Source organism: uncultured Parasphingopyxis sp., assembly GCF_937129435.1.
In the GTDB taxonomy this organism is placed as follows: domain Bacteria; phylum Pseudomonadota; class Alphaproteobacteria; order Sphingomonadales; family Sphingomonadaceae; genus Parasphingopyxis.
The window spans coordinates 1-16,716 of record NZ_CAKZNF010000078.1 but is presented as its reverse complement, the minus strand read 5'-3'; the positions used below and the strand labels follow the sequence as shown (position 1 = coordinate 16,716).

Genomic DNA, 16,716 nt, shown 5'->3' with positions numbered 1-16,716 from the left:
GTTCTGCGGTATCGACAGGTGCGATCCCCTCACCCAGCTCGTTCTAAGTTCGCTACGCTCACTAAGAACTCAACATCCCTCTCCCGATGGGAGAGGGTTTTCAGGAGCGAATTCATGGGCAGAATAACTTTCGATCATACCGGCAAGAACGTCATGGTGTTCGGCGGTACCAGCGGCATCAATCTCGGCATCGCCAGGGGTTTCGCCGCCGCCGGCGCGCGGCTCGGCGTCGCCAGCCGGTCGCAGGACAAGGTCGATGCCGCGGTGAAGGAGCTCGGCAACGATGCCGGCCCGGCGCTCGGCTTCTCGCTCGATGTGCGCGATGCCGAAGCGGTGAAGACCGCTGTCGATCAGTTTGTCGCCGAACGCGGCACGATCGACGTGCTGGTATCCGGCGCGGCGGGAAATTTCCTCGCACCGGCCGCCGGACTCAGCCCCAACGGGTTCAAGACCGTCATCGATATCGACCTGCTCGGCACGTTCAACGTGATGCGCGCGGGTTATGACGGGATGACCAAGCCGGGCGCGGTCGCGATCAACATTTCAGCGCCGCAAAGCTGGATCGCCATGCCGTTCCAGATTCATGCCTGCGCCGCCAAGGCCGGCATCGATCAAGTGACGCGCACGCTCGCGCTCGAATGGGGGCCGGAGGGCATTCGCGTGAACTCGATCAGCCCCGGTCCGATTGCCGGGACCGAGGGCATGGAGCGGCTTGCGCCCAATGCCGAAGCTGCGGAAGCTTCGAAGAAAGCCGTGCCGCTCGGCCGCTGGGGCGAGATCGAGGAGATTGCCGACATGGCGATGTTTCTCGCCTCGGGCAGTGCACAATATGTGACCGGTGCGGTCATCCCCGTCGACGGGGCGAGCGGCGCGGGGCGTTCGCTGGGCAACCGCTGATGCGTATCAAGCAGGCCTATATCGAGGAGACCGGCGGGCCCGACGTCATTTGTTGGCGCGAGACTGATGTTGATGCGCCCGGCGATAAGGAACTGCTGGTTCGGCACGAGGCGATCGGCGTCAATTATATCGACACCTATCACCGCGACGGCACCTATCCAATCGAACTGCCCGGTATGCTCGGCATGGAGGCGGCTGGCGTGGTGGAGGCCGTGGGCGAAGGCGTAACCGGATTCGGCAAGGGCGATCGGGTCGCGATTCTGGGCCCGGGCGCCTATGCGACGGGCCAGTTGGTCGCCGCCGAATCCGCAACGCGCCTGCCCCACGATGTTTCGAGCGAAACCGCCGCCGCCGTGATGCTGAAGGGGCAGACGGCGGAATTCCTGGTCGAACGGTGCGCGAAGGTGCAGGCCGGGATGACCGTGCTCGTCCATGCGGGCGCCGGTGCGACCGGGCAGATCCTGATCCAGTGGCTCAAGGCGATCGGCGCCGATGTGATCACCACGGTCAGCACCGATGAAAAGGCCGACAAGGCGCGCACCGCCGGTGCCGATCATGTCATCCGCTACGATCAGGATAGCGTGTCCGATGGCGTCAGGGAACTGACCGGTGGAGCCGGCGTGCCCGTCGTCTTCGACGGCGTGGGACGGGCGACGTTCGAAGACTCGCTGAAAAGCTGCGCCCGGCGCGGTTTGGTGGTCAGCTTCGGCAATGCCAGCGGGACGGTCGAGGGCGTCAATCTGGGTGTGCTAGCGTCGCACGGGTCGCTCTACGTCACGCGGCCGACGATGTTCGATTATTATACGACACGCAAAGACGCCGAAGCGGGCAGGGTGCGGCTGTTCGAGATGCTTTCAAGCGGCAAGGTCTCGGTCGAGATCGGGCAGCGATATCCGCTGGAGGACGTGGCGCAGGCCCATGGCGATCTCGAGGCGCGCAAGACCATCGGCGCGACGGTCCTGCTGCCCTGATGTGCTTACCGCGACGGCCTTGCGGGCCGCAGTCGCCGAAGCAGGTCGATGATCGGGCCGAAACCGGCGACCGTGGCGCCGATATAGGGCAGGGCGACGACCCATAGCCGGACACCGGTTATGCCGTTGGGGCTCGCAATGCTGATCGCTGCGCTGGCGGCAAGACCGGCGCAGATCAGGAGCAATCCGACAATGACGCGCCACCGGGGAAGCTCTGGCGTGTCGCCCCGGCGTCCGGCCTGTTCGTAGCGCGCGAAAATCGCGATCAACGGCAGCAGCGCGGCAATGTAGAGCGCGAACCAGCCCGGGCGTGCGAGCCACCAGGCGCCGCTACCGGGCTCGACGTTCAGCCCGATCCCGCCGAGGAGCCAGGCGGCAACGAGCACGAAAACGAAAGCGGTCAGGTGCCAGAGATAGATCGTCATGATCATGCCGTTGACGAGGATCACGCTCGTCCACGCGCCACCGCGGTCGAGCATTTTCCGGCCCACCGGTTCCAGCGCGAGCGCGATACCTGTCTGTGCAATGCCGAGGGCGAGCAGCGCGAGCGTCGGCGGCATCGAATTGGTGATCTCGTTGCCGGGCACGCCGATCATGGCCACCGGATAGGGGCCGAACCATATGAGCGCGACGAGTGCGGCGAGCCCGCCAACCGCCCAGAGCATTGCCTTGGCGGGCGCCAGGCGGCCGTCTGCCCACGCATAGCCGAGCTGCGTGATGGCCAGCCAGACGAATGCGAAGTTGCCAAAGTTGACGTAGCGCACCCCGAAACGCAGCGTCGCGACATCGACCAGGACCACCCCTGCCCCAAGCAGCCAGAAGGATGCAAAGCCGAGCTTTCTCCATGCCGCATGGGTCAGCGGCACCAGCGCCGTCACGATGAGATAGACGGCGAGAAACCAGACCGGGATCAGCGCCAGCTGCGCGGCCAGCCCGAGGATCCGGCGTTCGACGCCGACCGCCGTTCCGAACAGCGCGAACAGCGTCCAGAGCAGGAACAGAGGCAGCACGGGATTGATGAGCCGCTCCAGCCGCCCGCCGAGCCAGTCCGAATAGCCGCCCCCGTCCCGCCGGTTGGCAGACCAGGATATGCCGCTCGAATAGCCGCCGACGAGGAAGAAGATCGGCATCACCTGAAAGCCCCAGGTCAGCCACTGCGTCCAGGGTAGGATGCCGAGCAGGTGCTCGCCCTGCACCGCGCCGTCCTCCATATAGGGCGCGGCGACGAGCCAGTGGCCGGACACGACCGCGAGAATGGAAAGCGCGCGCAGGAAATCGACATAGCGGTTTCGCTGCGGCGGCGTCGCCTCCGCCATTTCGCGTGCCCGCGACCAGAGCGTCCGGCGCGCGGGCTTTGCGCTGGCCTGTTCTGCGCTCAGCTCACCGTCCCCAGGCGATGAAGTGCGGATTGTCGAAGCCCCGCTCTTTCTTGTTGTAGCCGAGGGGGCCCGTTTCGGTCTCGCCATCAAGTGCCATCACGCGGCCGCCTGCGGCTTCCAGCACCGCCTGACCGGCGCCCGTGTCCCATTCCATCGTCCGGCCGAGGCGTGGATAGACGTCCGCAGACCCCTGGGCGAGCAGGCAGAATTTGAGGCTCGACCCGGCGGGGGTGAAATCGGCGACGCCGATCTTGTCGAGCAGCGCTTCGGTTTCGGGCGAGCGGTGGCTGCGGCTGGCGACGGCGACAAGGCCCTTATGGAAGGGAGCGCGAGCCTCGATCTCGTGCGGGTGTTCGGCCTCATTGCGCGATTGGCCGGGCACGATCGACTGAAAGAAGGCGCCTTCGCCGCGTGCCCCATAATAGAGCTTGGCGATGGCGGGGGCGTAGACGACGCCGGCGACCGGGCGGCCATGGTCGATCAGCGCGATATTGACCGTGAATTCGCCGTTGCGCGAGAGAAATTCGCGCGTCCCGTCGAGCGGGTCGACGAGGAAGAAACGGTTGCCGAGTTCGGGGATATTGCCTTCCGACGCGGCTTCTTCGGCGAGTATGGGAATGTCCGGCGCGCCCTTGCGCAGGCCCGCCTCGATGATCTCCTCACCCCGCTTGTCGGCGATCGTGACGGGAGAGCCGTCGCCCTTCTCGTCGCTTTCGCAACCTTTCTCGTAAATTTCGTCGATCGCCTTGCCGGCTTTCAGGGCAAGATCGATCATCAGGTCGAGATGGTTTTCCTTTTGCAACTGAACGCTTTCCAAATTGCCGTTAGCCCTGAGCTTGTCGAAGGGCGTCTATCGACTTCGAGAGGCGGGCTTCGACAGGCTCAGCCCTAACGGCTTGGGATTGAATCGGCGCCCCTCAATTTACCTGCCGTTCCTTGCCTTCCCAATAGGGCGCGCGCAAATCCTTTCGCAGGATCTTGCCGCTGGCGTTGCGCGGCAGCATGTCGGTGAAATCCACCGATTTCGGGCATTTGAAGGCGGCGATCTTTTCGCGCGTCCAGCCGATCAACTCGTCTTCGTCCAGCTCCTCGCCCGGCTTGCGGACGATCACGGCCTTGACGGCTTCACCCCATTTTTCATCGGGAACACCGATCACGGCCACATCGGCAACTTTCGGGTGCGAATAGATCGCGTTCTCGACCTCGGCCGGATAGACATTCTCGCCGCCCGAAATGATCATGTCCTTCATCCGGTCGTGGATGAAGACATAGCCGTCGGCGTCCATATAGCCGGCATCGCCGGTGCGGAGCCAGCCATCCTGGTTGACCGTCTCCGCCGTCTTGTCGGGCAGCTTCCAGTAATGCGCCATGTTTTTCGGGCTACGGATGACAATCTCGCCGACTTCGCCGAGCGGTACCTCGTTGAACTCCTCGTCGACGACCATCGCTTCGCAGCCGGGCAGGGCCCGGCCTGCTGAACGCATCCGTTCATTGCCCTCCGGATCGTGGTCCTCGGGTTCGAGCACGACCACCGCGCCGGTCGTTTCGGTCATCCCGTAGGACTGGACGAAGCCCGCATTGGGGAAGGCCTTCATGCAGGCGCGCAGCAGGTCGAGCGGGATCGGCGAGGCGCCATAGCCGACCTGGCTGACCTTCGATGTATCAGTGTCCTTGGCCTTGGGATGGCCGATCAGGAATTGCAGCGCAGCGGGCACGAGGAAGAAGCGTGTCACCTTGTGCTCGTTGATCAGGTCGAGAATTTCGCCCGGATCGAATTCGGCGGTGATCGTACAGGCCGATCCCGAATTGAACGGGATCAGGCCGTATCCGGTGCCAGCAATATGGCCGACGGGCATCGGCAACAGGCCCGATTCCTCGGGCGTCCAGTGATCCCAGTCGGGCGTCTGGATATCGGGATCGCGCGCCAGATCGAGGAAGTTGCCGTGCGTCAGCACAACGCCTTTGGGGTGGCCCGTCGTGCCCGACGTGTAGAGCTGGACCAGAGCATCGGTGCTGGTGGCGGTGGGCGGCGATGCATCGTCCTTCGCCGCTTCGGCCACGGCCTGCAGGTTCGGCACATCGGCATCGCCTTCGCTGACCCAGACGGTATCGACCTTGTCGATATCGGCGGCGAGGCGCTTTGCCATGTCGAGATAGTCTGGCGTCGCGACGATTGCACCCGCCTCGGCATCGTCGATGATGTACCGCATTTCCGCCTCGGCCAGCCGCCAGCCGACCGGGACGACGGTGGCGCCGACGCGTCCGGCGGCGAAGAGCAGCATGAAATATTGATCCGAATTCTTGCCCACCCAGGCGATCCGCTGCCCCTTGTCGAGCCCTGCAGCAACGAGCGCGCGCGCCAGCGCCTCCATCGTATCGCGCACCCCGGCGAATGTCGTATCGCGCCCCTCGAACCGGTAGGCGACATGATCGGGCCGTTCGCTCGCCCAGAAATCGGCGAGCTGGTCGAGCGTTGCGGCCTGGTGTTGCGGCGTCATAATGTTCCTCTCGACATTGGCGAACCCTCACAGAGTCCACTCACTATTCTTGGCATAGCCATGCGGATCGCCATGGCCTATGGGCATGGCCGAATTTCTAGAGCGCGGGAGACCAAAAGCAATGCGCAGCATCGAGCATTTCATCAATGGCGGTTCGGCAGGCGGCGGCTCGCGTCAGCACGACATCTGGGACCCGAACTCGGGCGAAGTGCAGGCGCGGGTGTCGCTGGGAACGCAGGACGAGTTGCAGAAGGCGGTGGACGCGGCGAACAATGCGCAGCCCGCCTGGGCCGCCACGAACCCGCAGCGCCGCGCACGCGTGATGTTCGAATATAAGCGGCTTGTCGAGGCGAATATGGACGAACTCGCGCACTTGCTCTCTTCCGAACATGGCAAGGTGATCGCGGACGCGAAAGGCGATGTGCAGCGCGGGCTGGAAGTGATCGAGTTCGCCTGCGGCATCCCGCACGCGCTGAAGGGCGAATATACGCAAGGCGCCGGCCCCGGCATCGATGTCTATTCGATGCGCCAGCCCTTGGGCATCGTCGCCGGTATCACCCCGTTCAACTTTCCCGCGATGATCCCGATGTGGATGTTCGGCGTTGCCATCGCCGTGGGCAATGCCTTCATCCTCAAGCCTTCGGAGCGCGATCCGAGCGTGCCGGTGCGGCTCGCCGAGCTGATGAAGGAAGCGGGGCTGCCCGACGGCATCCTCAACGTCGTCCATGGCGACAAGCAGATGGTCGATGCGATCCTCGACCATGACGATATCAAGGCGGTGAGCTTCGTCGGCTCGTCGGACATTGCGCACTATGTCTATCAGCGCGGCACCGAGAACGGGAAGCGCATCCAGGCGATGGGCGGTGCGAAGAACCACGGCATCGTCATGCCCGACGCCGATCTCGACCAGGTGGTGAACGACCTGTCGGGCGCGGCCTTCGGTTCGGCCGGCGAGCGCTGCATGGCGCTCCCCGTCGTCGTTCCGGTCGGCGACGAGACGGCTGACAAGCTGCGCGAGAAACTGATCCCGGCAATCGACGCGCTGCGCGTCGGCGTGTCGACCGATGACGAGGCGCATTACGGCCCCGTCGTGACCAAGGAGCACAAGGCGAAGATCGAGCAGTGGATCCAGACCGGCGTCGACGAGGGCGCCGAGCTCGTCGTCGACGGCCGCGGGTTCTCGCTACAAGGTCATGAGAACGGCTTCTTCATCGGCCCCTCGCTGTTCGATCATGTGAAGCCGGGCATGGAAAGCTATCGCGAAGAGATTTTCGGCCCCGTCCTCCAGATGGTGCGCGCGAAGAGCTTCGAAGAGGCGCTCGAACTGCCGAGCAAACACCAGTACGGCAACGGCGTCGCGATCTTCACGCGCAACGGCCATGCCGCGCGCGAGTTCGCACATCGGGTCGAGGCCGGAATGGTCGGCATCAACGTGCCGATCCCGGTGCCCGTCGCCTATCACAGCTTCGGCGGCTGGAAGCGCTCGGGCTTCGGCGATATCGACCAGCACGGCATGGAAGGCGTGCGCTTCTGGACCAAGAACAAGAAGGTCACCCAGCGCTGGCCCGATGGCACCGCCGACGGCGGCAACGAGAACGCCTTTGTGATTCCGACTATGGGGTAGATGCTGGCCAAATTTGAAACCGTTACGACAGTTGGAGAATGAAATGCGGGCCTTACTCATCGGATTGGGGGCTCTTGTCGTGACTGGCTGCGGCGATGTGCCGGTGTCTGATCATTTGTCGGGAGATGGTGAAAGCGTTTCGGCATCCCATACCGCCCTCACTTCGGCATCTGATGACGCTCCCGTCATCGAACCAGAAGGGTCGAAACCGATCGAGGAATTCCCCGAGAGCTTTCGTGGGTATTGGGACAGCGCGTCAAACCGGGAATATGCCTGCAATGACATGAGCGCTGAACTCATAAGGATCGAAGAGGATGAGATGTTCTTCTACGAATCCGGGTTCTTTCCGGATGAAATCGTTCAGGAATCACAGACACGCCTGCAGGCGATGGGCCGCCTTGAGGGGGTCGATGTCAATCGGGATGCAATCTTCATTCTTGAATTGCGCGACGGCGCGGAGCAGCTGACTCTCGTTGAAGACGACCATGAGCCGTGGGAATATGAGAAATGCGATTCCCTTCGAGAAGTCGATTAGATGAAAGCGCGTTCGTTGAGACCAGACCGTCGCGACACGCAATCTGGATCCCCGTTTGAAGTCGCTTACGGCTTCTCCCGCGCCATCCGCACTGGCAACCGCATACTCGTATCCGGCACCGGGCCGATCGAAGCAGACGGGTCTTCCACGTCCGGCGATGCGGCGGCGCAGGCGCGGCGGTGTTTCGCGATCATCGGGGCGGCGATCAGGGAGCTGGGCGGGTCGCCCGGCGATGTCGTGCGGACGCGGATGTTCATCACCGATGCAGCGGATAGCGATGCGATCGGGGCGGTGCATGGCGAGCTTTTCGGCGATATCCGTCCCGCCGCGACGATGGTGGTCGTCGCTGCGTTGCTGCGCCCCGAATGGAAGGTCGAGATCGAGGCCGAGGCGGTGATCGCAAGCGCTTGATTTCGCAACCTTGGTTCCGGATAGAAGCCGCGGGTCCGACATCGAAGGGAAATGCCCATGCTTGCGAGCGCCATCCTGACAGCGATGCTGAGCGTGCCGCCGCCGGACTATGATCATGACGATTGGGAAGGCCCGGCGCTGCTCTGCGCGGAGACGTTCAGCCTGCGGCTCGAAGAAGGCGAGAGCATGCGGCTGCTGTTTCCGGGCACGGCGCTGCAACAGCGCAGCCTGACCTATTTCGTGCTCCAGCGCGAAGAGGGCGAAATGCAGTTCCTCGAAAAGGACAACCGCGTGCAATATGAGCCCGAGGCCGATGAGACGGACGGCACGCTCAACGTTGCCGGCGCGCGCTTCGTCTTCGGTACGTTCGAGGAGGAACAGACTGGCGCCAGCGACGGCGATCTCGCCTTCGAAGGCGACGAGCATCCGACCGTTTTCGCCGTCCGCGTCGTTCCGCGCTTTCGCGGCGACGCAGCCATTCGCGATTCGGTATTGCGCCGTCTCGGCCGGCTGCCGGCGAACCGCGACGCCTGCACGCCGCCCAGCTGATACACCTCGCCGCGACCGCGAAATTGCGGCATAACCGCCCCGCTCACGCGAAACGCGGAGTCGGGAGGAGAGGCGGACATGGCGGGAACGGTGCTCGTGACGGGCGGCACGGGATATATCGGCGGCGAACTCATCGACCAGCTGCTCGAACGCGGCTGGACGGTGCACACCACGGTGCGTTCCAGGGCGAAGAGCGAAACGCGGCTGCGCGGGCGCTGGCCGGCGGCGGGCGAGCGGCTGAAAATCTTCGAGGCGGTCCTGATGGACGATGCGGGTTGGGCCGAGGCCAATGCCGGCTGCACCCATGTCGCGCATGTCGCCTCGCCCTTTCCGATGGGAATCCCGAAAAACGCCGACGATCTGATCGTGCCGGCGCGCGAAGGGACCTTGCGTGCGCTGCGCTTCGCCAGGGAAGCGGGCGTTACGCGCTTCGTGCAGACCAGCTCCGCCGCCGCCATCGCCTATGGCCATGGCAATCGCGAGGAGTTCGACGAGAGCGACTGGAGCAATCTCGATGGCCCCGACGCCGAACCCTATATCCAGTCGAAAACGATCGCCGAACGCGCGGCGCGCGACTGGGTAGCGGAGAACGCGCCCGGCATGGCATTCTGTTCGGTCAATCCGGTCGCCGTGTTCGGTCCGGTCGCGAATGAGGACCTGTCGACCTCGGTCGAGGTGCTCAAGCGGCTTGTCGACGGCGGCATGCCGATGGTGCCCAATGTCGGGATCGGCGTCGTCGATGTCCGCGATGTCGCGAAAATCCACGTCCTTGCGCTGGAGGCGCCGGAGGACAAAGTGCGCGGAGAGCGTTTCGCCGCCTCTTGCCGCTTCATGTGGGTGAGCGAGATGGCCGAAATCCTGCGCGAACGACTGCCCGAGGCGCGCGCGAAGAAGATACCGAAACGGCGCATGCCCGGCTTCATGGTGTCGATCCTCGCGATGTTCATGCCCGAGATGAGACAGGTGAAGCGCAATGCCGGAAAGCGGCGCGACGTTTCGGGCGCGCATGTCGCCGAAGCGCTTGGCTTCACCTACATTCCGGCCGATCAGACCATCGTCGATACGGTCGACAGCCTGTTCGATCAGGGCGTCGTCAAAAGCTGACGCGTTGATTTTCACCGCCGATCCTGCTTCCACGTCCCGACACCCCTCCCCACGGGAAAAAGGACAGGGCATCTCATGCAGGAAGTGATCGAAGATCTGGAACGGCGGCGCGAGGAAGCGCGGCTTGGCGGCGGGCAAAAGCGGATCGATGCGCAGCATGCGCGCGGCAAGCTGACGGCGCGCGAACGGCTTGAAGTGCTGTTCGACGAAGGATCGTTCGAAGAGCTCGACATGTTCGTCGAGCATAATTGCGTCGATTTCGGCATGCCCGATACCGTGGTCCCCGGCGACGGCGTGGTGACGGGATCGGGCACGGTCAACGGCCGCCTCGTCTTCGCCTTCAGTCAGGACTTCACCGTGTTCGGCGGATCGCTGTCCGAGCGCCATGCCGAGAAGATCTGCAAGGTCATGGACAGCGCCATGAAAGTCGGCGCCCCGGTAATCGGCCTCAACGATTCGGGCGGAGCGCGTATCCAGGAAGGCGTGGCGAGCCTCGGCGGCTATGCCGAGGTGTTCCAGCGCAACGTGCTCGCGTCGGGCGTCGTGCCGCAGCTCAGCCTCATCATGGGCCCGTGCGCGGGCGGCGCGGTGTACTCGCCGGCGATGACCGACTTCATCTTCATGGTGAAGGATTCGAGCTATATGTTCGTCACCGGGCCGGACGTGGTCAAAACCGTCACCAACGAGGTGGTGACGCAGGAGGAACTGGGCGGCGCCGTCACCCACACCACCAAATCGGGCGTCGCCGATGTGGCGTTCGAAAACGATATCGAGGCGCTGATGGCGGCGCGCGACTTCATCGATTTCCTGCCCGCGTCGAACCGCGAGGAGGTGCCGGAGCGCCCCACCGCAGACCCGTGGGACCGCGAGGAGCCGAGCCTCGACCAGCTCGTGCCCGCCAGCGCCGCGCATCCCTATGACATGCACGAGCTGATCCGGAAGACGCTCGACGAGGGCGATTTCTTCGAGCTGCAACCTGCCCATGCCGCCAACATCATTACCGGTTTCGGCCGGATCGAAGGCCGCACGGTCGGCATCGTCGCCAACCAGCCGATGGTGCTCGCCGGCTGCCTCGACATCGCCGCGTCGAAAAAGGCCGGGCGCTTCGTGCGTTTCTGCGATGCCTTTGAAATTCCGATCGTGACGTTCGTGGACGTGCCGGGCTTCCTCCCCGGCGTCGGGCAGGAGCATAACGGCATCATCAAGAACGGCGCCAAGCTGCTCTTCGCCTATGCCGAGGCGACGGTGCCCAAGATTACGGTCATCACGCGCAAGGCCTATGGCGGCGCATACGACGTGATGGCGTCGAAGCATCTGCGCGGCGATCTGAACTACGCTTGGCCGACCGCCGAGATCGCGGTGATGGGCGCCAAGGGCGCGGTCGAGATCATCTTCCGCCAGGACCGCGACGACCCCGACAAGATCGCCGAAAAGACGAAGGAATACGAAGACCGCTTCGCCAACCCGTTCGTGGCGGCGTCGAAGGGCTTTATCGACGAGGTCATTATGCCGCATTCCACCCGGCGCCGCATCGCGCTCGGCTTACGGAAGCTCCGCAACAAGGCGCTGGAGAATCCGTGGAAGAAGCATGACAATATTCCGTTGTAGCTAATGTCAGTGCGAGCGGAGCGAAGCAATCCAGGGCGTGTCGCGTGACGCTCTGGATCGCGTCGTCGCTGCTCTCCTCGCGATGACGGGGGTGGGGCACGGATGAGGTGAAGCGACCGGCGGTTTACATGATGGCCAATCGGCGGAACGGGGCGGTGTATGCCGGGGTTACGTCGAACCTGCCGCAGCGGGCTTATCAGCATAGTGAGGGTCTAGTTCCCGGGTATACCAAGCGATATGGCTGCAAGTTCCTCGTCTGGTTCGAAATGCATGAGACTATGGAAGCTGCGATCGCGCGGGAGAAGCAGATCAAGGGTGGGTCACGGAAGAAGAAGCTGACGTTGATCGAGGCCGACAATCCGACATGGCGTGATTTGTACGAGGATTTGTTTTGAACCGTCCGCTGTCATTGCGAGGAGCCGAAGGCGACGCGGCAATCCAGAGCCGCTCGCGCTGTCCCTTACCGCTCTGGATTGCTTCGTCGCGTTGCTCCTCGCAATGACGATGGTATGGCAATGCAGATGATTATCGAACTTTTGATCGGCTTCCCATGCCCTCAGGCCTAGTAGCCCTTCTCGACGACGTCGCTGCGATTTCCAAGGTCGCCGCCGCGTCTATCGACGATATCGGAGCCGCCGCCGGGCGGGCGGGGGCCAAGACCGCTGGCGTGGTGATCGACGACGCCGCGGTGACGCCGCGCTACGTCACCGGTTTCTCGCCGGCGCGCGAATTGCCGATGATCTGGCGGATCGCCAAAGGATCGTTCAAGAACAAGCTGCTCTTCCTGCTTCCCGCCGCCGTGCTGCTCGGCCAGTTCGCACCGTTCCTCATTCCCGTTATCCTGATCATGGGCGGGCTGTTTCTCTCCTACGAGGCAGCGGAGAAAATCCTCGAACTCTTCCATGTCGACGAGACCAACAAGCACGAGACTCCCGTCATCGAAGGGGGCAGCGTCGAGCGCGAGAACAGGATGGTTTCCGGCGCGATCCGCACCGACCTGATCCTGTCCGCAGAGATCATGGCGATCGCGCTCAACGAAGTGACGGACGAGGTCTGGTGGCAGCAGGGCCTGATCCTCGGCCTGATCGGCATCGTCATCACCGCCGTCGTCTATGGCGCGGTCGCGATGATCGTGAAGATGGACGATTTCGGGCTGCATCTGGCGCAGGACGAGGGCAGCGCCTGGGCGGGCTTCGGGCGCGGGCTCGTCGGTTTCATGCCCAAGCTGCTGACCTTCATCTCCATCGTCGGAACGGTGGCGATGGCCTGGGTCGGTGGCGGTCTCCTCATCCACAATGCCGCCGCGCTCGGATGGCATACGCCCGAAGACTGGATCCACGCCGTGGCGCATCCGATCGTCGAAGCCTCGCCCGCAAGCCTGCACGGCTTTGCCGACTGGTTCGTCTTCGCGCTTGCCTCGACCATCGTTGCGGTGATTATCGGCTCGATCCTCGCGCCGATCGTGCACAGGATCATGCCGCACGGCGCCAATCACTAGACAGGAGCAACTTATGCAACTCGGCCCCCTCAACCATGTCGGCGTCGCCACGCCCTCGATCGAAGACAGCATCGTCTTCTGGCGCGAGATCATGGGCGCGACCTTCATCCACGATACGTTCGACATGCCCGAACAGGGAGTGAAGGTCTGCTTCGTCGACACGCCCAATTGCCAGATCGAGCTCATCGAGCCGCTCGACGAGGATTCGCCGATCGCCAATTTCCTCGAGGCCAATCCGGCCGGCGGCCAGCATCATTTGTGTTTCGAGGTGCCCGACATCCAGGTCGCGCGGATCGAATATGAGGCCATGGGCAAGCGTATCCTCGGCAAGACGCGGATCGGTGCCCACGGAACCCCGATCTTCTTCGTCCATCCCAAGGACATGGGCGGCGTGCTGACGGAGATCATGGAGACGCCGAAGCAAGAGCACTAACGGCCACTTGCAACGATAGAGCTTCTGCGGCACCGTTGACGCAAACGTAATCCTCCCCGGGAGAAAATTGCATGTCAGAATTCGAAACCATCACGTTGGATGTTTCCGACGAGATTGCGACGATCACCCTGAATGTTCCAGAGAAGATGAACGCCTGCGGCCTGCCCATGGCCGACGAGATCAATCATGCGCTGGATAAACTCGGTGGCGCGCGGGCGCTCATCTTTACGGGAGCGGGGCGCGGTTTTTGCTCTGGTGCGGATCTTTCGGGCGGGCGCGCGAGCGATATTTCTGGTGGCCAGGGCAGCTACAAGTCACTGATGAACCATTATAATCCGATGCTCGTCAAGCTGCATCGTCTCGACATCCCGACGATCGGCGCGATCAACGGTCCGGCGGCGGGGGTCGGTTGCTCGATCGCGCTCGCGAACGATTTCGTCATCGCTTCCGACAAGGCCTATTTCCTCCAGGCGTTCGTCAATATCGGGCTCGTCCCGGACGGTGGGGCAAGCTGGATGCTGTCGCGCCTGGTCGGCAAGGCGCGCGCGACCGAACTGATGATGCTCGGCGAAAAACTGACGGCCGAGAAGGCCTATGAATGGGGCGCGATCCACAAGGTTGTCGATCCCGATTCGCTAATGCGGGAGGCGCAGGAACTGGCCCGGCGGCTTGCCGCCATGCCGACCGTGGCACTGGGACAGATGCGCCGGAACCTCGCCGAAGCGATGGAATGCGATTTCGCGACAGCATTGATCCGCGAAGCCGAAGGACAGCGGGTGGCGGGCGACAGCGAAGACGCGCGCGAGGGAGCGATGGCTTTCCTTCAGAAGCGCAAGCCCGAATTCAAGGGACGATAGGTCGCGCGCCCTGAGGGGCGTGCTTGATCGAAACGACGGCGCGACCTTGGAGGCGCGCCCGGCAAGAGGGCCGAAAAATGACCGACAAGCCGAGCTACGACGAATGGCGCGCGCGCGCCGACAAGGAAGTGAAGGGCCGCGAGCTCGACTGGGAGACGCCCGAGGGCATCACCGTCCGGCCCGCCTATGGTGCCGGCGATGCGCTCGATCCGGGCATGCCGGGCTTCGAACCCTATACGCGCGGCCCCTATGCCTCGATGTATACCGGGCGCCCCTGGACGATCCGGCAATATGCGGGCTTTTCGACGGCCGAGGATTCAAACGCCTTCTATCGCCGCAATCTCGCCGCCGGGCAGAAGGGGCTGTCGGTCGCCTTCGATCTCGCCACGCATCGCGGCTATGACAGCGATCATCCGCGCGTGACGGGCGATGTCGGCAAGGCCGGCGTCGCGATCGACACGCTCGCCGACATGCAGATCCTGTTCGAACAGATCCCGCTCGACGAGATGAGCGTCTCGATGACGATGAACGGTGCCGTGATTCCGATCCTCGCATTCTATATCGTCGCGGCGGAAGAGCAGGGCGTTGCCCAGAAAGACCTGTCGGGGACCATCCAGAACGACATCCTCAAGGAGTTCATGGTCCGCAACACCTATATCTATCCGCCCGAACCGTCGATGCGGATCGTGGCGGACATTATCGGCTACACCTCGGAGCACATGCCGCGGTTCAACTCGATCTCGATCAGCGGCTACCACATGCACGAGGCCGGCGCGACGGCGGTGCAGGAGCTCGCCTATACGCTCGCCGACGGGATGGAATATGTCCGCGCCGCGATGGCCAAGGGTCTCGATGTCGACAGCTTCGCCCCGCGCCTCAGCTTCTTCTGGGGCATCGGCATGAACTTCTTCATGGAGATCGCCAAGATGCGCGCGGGGCGAAAATTGTGGCATTCGATCATGGACGATTTCGGCGCGCAGAACCCCAAGTCTAAGATGCTGCGGACGCATTGCCAAACGAGCGGCGTCTCGCTGACCGAGCAGGATCCCTACAACAACGTCATCCGCACCACGATCGAGGCGATGGCGGCGACGCTCGGCGGGACGCAGAGCCTGCACACCAACAGCTTCGATGAGGCGGTGGCGCTGCCGACCGACAACTCGGCCCGGATCGCGCGCAACACGCAGCTGATCCTGCAGGACGAGAGCGGCATCACCAAGGTCGCCGATCCGCTGGGCGGCTCTTATTATATCGAGCATCTGACGCAGGAGCTGGCGGACAAGGCGTGGGAGCTGATCGAGGAGGTCGAGGCCGCCGGCGGTATGACGAAGGCCGTGGCCGAGGGCCTGCCCAAGCGCCACATCGAGGAGGCCGCCGCCGCCAAGGCCGCCGCCGTCGATCGCGGCGATCAGGTCATTGTCGGCGTCAACAAATATCGCCGTGCCGAGGAAGAGGAGATCGATATCCTCGATATCGACACGGCGCGCGTCCGCCGCGACCAGATCGCACGGATCGAGAAGACGCGCGCCGAACGCGACGAGGACGCGGCGCAACAAGCGCTCGCGAACATGACCGAAGGCGCGAAAGCTGACGCGAACCTGCTGGCGCTCGCCGTGGAATGCGCGCGGGCGCGGTGTACGCTGGGCGAGATATCGAGCGCAATGGAAGACGCGTTCGGGCGGTACGATACGCGCCCGACGCCGGTCAGCGGCATCTATGGCGGTGCTTACAAGGGCGATCCCGTTTGGGAACGCGCCGAAGAGGGTGTCGCGGCCGTCGAGCGACGGCTAGGCCGCAAGCCGCGGATGATGGTGGCCAAGATGGGACAGGACGGACACGATCGCGGCGCCAATCTCGTCGCCAGCGCCTTCGCCGATCTGGGATTCGAGATCGTCAGCGGCCCGCTCTTCCAGACTCCCGAGGAAGCCGCGAAGGACGCGATCGAAAACGATGTCGACGTGATCGGCGCCTCAAGCCTCGCCGCCGGTCACAAATCTCTGATCCCCGAACTGATCCAGAAGCTGAAGGACGCGGGCCGCGACGACATCAAGGTCATCGCCGGCGGCGTGATCCCGCAGCAGGATTACGATTTCCTGCGGCAGGCGGGGGTGAAGGCGATCTTCGGACCGGGGACGAATCTGGTCGATGCGGCGGGCGAGGTGCTGAAACTGTTGGGGCACAATCTGCCGCCGCTCGAGGAGGCTGCGGAGTGAGAGTTGCCGTCACCCTGAACTTGTTTCAGGGTTCACACATCAGATTGCCTGGTGATTTCGGGAGGAAGAGTGGATGCTGAAACACGTTCAGCACGACGAAGAGCAAGCGATCCGCACCGACTGGACCCGTGAGGAAATC

Annotated in this window: 16 protein-coding genes; 13 read left to right on the top strand and 3 right to left on the bottom strand. The window is 63.6% G+C overall.

What is annotated here, in order from left to right:
- Positions 1 to 114: 114 nt before the first annotated feature.
- A complete protein-coding gene (locus tag Q0139_RS12340; protein WP_298022354.1) occupies positions 115 to 897 on the top strand; it encodes an SDR family oxidoreductase in 783 nt (260 codons plus the stop codon).
- Positions 897 to 1,868 (top strand): quinone oxidoreductase, encoded by a 972-nt coding sequence (locus tag Q0139_RS12335; protein WP_298022351.1) that lies wholly within the window; start codon positions 897 to 899, stop codon positions 1,866 to 1,868. The genes Q0139_RS12340 and Q0139_RS12335 overlap by 1 nt, the downstream gene beginning before the upstream one ends.
- Positions 1,869 to 1,873: 5 nt before the next feature.
- On the opposite strand, the gene Q0139_RS12330 is transcribed toward Q0139_RS12335, so the two are convergent.
- From Q0139_RS12330 to Q0139_RS12320, 3 genes are all read right to left on the bottom strand, one after another.
- Positions 1,874 to 3,184, bottom strand: coding sequence for an acyltransferase (locus Q0139_RS12330; RefSeq protein ID WP_298022349.1), 1,311 nt, complete (start codon positions 3,182 to 3,184; stop codon positions 1,874 to 1,876).
- A 64-nt stretch (positions 3,185 to 3,248) separates the two neighbouring features.
- Positions 3,249 to 4,049, bottom strand: coding sequence for a 3'(2'),5'-bisphosphate nucleotidase CysQ (gene cysQ, locus Q0139_RS12325; RefSeq protein WP_298022346.1), 801 nt, complete (start codon positions 4,047 to 4,049; stop codon positions 3,249 to 3,251).
- A 115-nt stretch (positions 4,050 to 4,164) separates the two neighbouring features.
- On the bottom strand, positions 4,165 to 5,745 hold the full coding sequence (locus tag Q0139_RS12320; RefSeq protein ID WP_298022343.1) for a long-chain-fatty-acid--CoA ligase: 1,581 nt from the start codon (positions 5,743 to 5,745) through the stop codon (positions 4,165 to 4,167).
- Between the two features lie 121 nt (positions 5,746 to 5,866).
- On the opposite strand from Q0139_RS12320, the gene Q0139_RS12315 reads away from it, so the two are divergent.
- The 11 genes from Q0139_RS12315 to scpA all read left to right on the top strand — a co-directional run bounded on the left by Q0139_RS12315 (position 5,867) and on the right by scpA (position 16,577).
- Entirely contained in the window at positions 5,867 to 7,369 is a 1,503-nt protein-coding gene (locus tag Q0139_RS12315) for a CoA-acylating methylmalonate-semialdehyde dehydrogenase (protein WP_298022424.1), read from the top strand.
- A 43-nt stretch (positions 7,370 to 7,412) separates the two neighbouring features.
- Positions 7,413 to 7,904, top strand: coding sequence for a hypothetical protein (locus Q0139_RS12310; RefSeq protein ID WP_298022340.1), 492 nt, complete (start codon positions 7,413 to 7,415; stop codon positions 7,902 to 7,904).
- Positions 7,905 to 8,315, top strand: coding sequence for a RidA family protein (locus Q0139_RS12305; protein ID WP_298022337.1), 411 nt, complete (start codon positions 7,905 to 7,907; stop codon positions 8,313 to 8,315).
- A 57-nt stretch (positions 8,316 to 8,372) separates the two neighbouring features.
- Positions 8,373 to 8,864 carry a hypothetical protein gene (locus Q0139_RS12300; RefSeq protein ID WP_298022335.1) on the top strand — a complete coding sequence of 164 codons (492 nt, stop codon included), beginning with the start codon at positions 8,373 to 8,375 and terminating at the stop codon, positions 8,862 to 8,864.
- A gap of 78 nt (positions 8,865 to 8,942) precedes the next feature.
- Positions 8,943 to 9,968: an NAD-dependent epimerase/dehydratase family protein gene (locus Q0139_RS12295; protein ID WP_298022333.1), complete on the top strand. Its 1,026-nt coding sequence runs from the start codon at positions 8,943 to 8,945 to the stop codon at positions 9,966 to 9,968.
- Positions 9,969 to 10,043: 75 nt separating this feature from the next.
- Positions 10,044 to 11,576, top strand: a complete 1,533-nt coding sequence (locus Q0139_RS12290) for an acyl-CoA carboxylase subunit beta (RefSeq protein ID WP_298022330.1) — start codon at positions 10,044 to 10,046, stop codon at positions 11,574 to 11,576.
- Positions 11,577 to 11,704: 128 nt separating this feature from the next.
- Entirely contained in the window at positions 11,705 to 11,971 is a 267-nt protein-coding gene (locus tag Q0139_RS12285; RefSeq protein WP_298022326.1) for a GIY-YIG nuclease family protein, read from the top strand.
- A gap of 155 nt (positions 11,972 to 12,126) precedes the next feature.
- Positions 12,127 to 13,074: a DUF808 domain-containing protein gene (locus Q0139_RS12280; RefSeq protein WP_298022323.1), complete on the top strand. Its 948-nt coding sequence runs from the start codon at positions 12,127 to 12,129 to the stop codon at positions 13,072 to 13,074.
- A gap of 13 nt (positions 13,075 to 13,087) precedes the next feature.
- A complete protein-coding gene (mce, locus tag Q0139_RS12275; protein WP_298022321.1) occupies positions 13,088 to 13,507 on the top strand; it encodes a methylmalonyl-CoA epimerase in 420 nt (139 codons plus the stop codon).
- 71 nt (positions 13,508 to 13,578) lie between these two features.
- On the top strand, positions 13,579 to 14,364 hold the full coding sequence (locus Q0139_RS12270) for an enoyl-CoA hydratase-related protein (RefSeq protein WP_298022317.1): 786 nt from the start codon (positions 13,579 to 13,581) through the stop codon (positions 14,362 to 14,364).
- 77 nt (positions 14,365 to 14,441) lie between these two features.
- Positions 14,442 to 16,577 (top strand): methylmalonyl-CoA mutase, encoded by a 2,136-nt coding sequence (gene scpA, locus Q0139_RS12265; RefSeq protein ID WP_298022314.1) that lies wholly within the window; start codon positions 14,442 to 14,444, stop codon positions 16,575 to 16,577.
- Positions 16,578 to 16,716 lie beyond the last annotated feature (139 nt).